At 60.0% G+C, this 1,200-nt stretch carries 1 protein-coding gene; it reads left to right on the forward strand.

The features are described 5' to 3' along the window. Positions 1 to 74: 74 nt before the first annotated feature. A protein-coding gene (locus ABS769_RS22455; protein WP_317063122.1) for an IS3 family transposase occupies positions 75 to 1,183 on the forward strand; the annotation gives its coding sequence in 2 pieces (ribosomal slippage) (positions 75 to 336 and positions 336 to 1,183; 1,110 coding nt in all). The last annotated feature ends 17 nt before the right edge of the window (positions 1,184 to 1,200 follow it).

Here is a 1,200-nt window from a genome sequence, read left to right on the forward strand (position 1 = left end):
TGTCAGCCTCCCGTAAAATTGATCCATCCATAACTAGAGGTCTCCGGGCACACTAGCCACCGAGGAGACCAACGATGCGCAAGAGCAAGTTCACCGAGAGCCAGATCGTCGCCACGCTGAAGCAGGTTGAGGGCGGCCGCCAGGTCAAGGATGTGTGCCGTGAGCTGGGTATTTCCGACGCGACGTACTACGTCTGGAAGTCCAAGTACGGCGGCATGGAGGCTGCTGACGTGCAGCGCCTTCGCGACCTGGAGACCGAGCACAGCAAGCTCAAACGCATGTACGCCGAGCTCGCCATGGAAAACCATGCACTGAAGGATGTCATCGCAAAAAAGCTGTAGACCCGGCGCACAAACGCCCGCTTCTTGCCTGGCTCGTCGAGCAGCATGGCTGGAGCGAGCGCCGGGCCTGTGTGGTCGTTGGCGTGGCTCGCTCGACAGCGCGCTATCGGCGTCGTCCCGACCGGGATGAGGAGGTCGTTGCGCTGTTGTCCGAATTGGCCGAGCGTTTTCCCGAGCGTGGTTTTGGAAAGCTCTTTCAGATCATCCGCCGTCGCGGACATGTGTGGAATCACAAGAGGGTCTGGCGCGTGTACTGCTTGATGAAACTCAATCAACCTCGCCGCAGCAGGCGCCGGGTCCCGACCCGTCATCCACAGCCGCTGGCATGCGGAGAGCGACCCAATGCTGGATGGTCAATCGACTTCATGTCCGATGCGCTGTGGGATGGTCGACGCTTCCGCACGTTCAATGTCATCGACGATTTCAGTCGGGAAGCCTTGGCGATCGAAGTGGACTTGAATCTTCCGGCCACCCGCGTCATCCGCACCTTGGAACGCATCGCAGCCTGGCGCGGCTACCCCGCCAAACTTCGCTTGGACAATGGCCCGGAGTTTGTCGCATTGGCCTTGGCCGAGTGGGCCGAGCGCAAAGGCATCGCATTGGATTTCATTGAGCCTGGACGGCCGATGCAAAACGGTTTTATCGAACGCTTCAACGGCAGCTACCGGCGCGGCGTGCTGGACATGCACATCTTCCGCACGCTGAGCGAGGTTCGCGAACAGACCGAACACTGGCTGGCCGACTACAACCAGCAGATCCCGCACGACAGCCTGGGCGGGCTAACGCCCGCCGAGTTCCGTGATCAACATCAACCGAAGACCTCTAGTTTTAGCTGGCATTGAATTACGGGGAGTCGACA

This window comes from Xanthomonas hortorum, assembly GCF_040279205.1.
Taxonomy (GTDB): Bacteria; Pseudomonadota; Gammaproteobacteria; order Xanthomonadales; family Xanthomonadaceae; genus Xanthomonas; species Xanthomonas hortorum_F.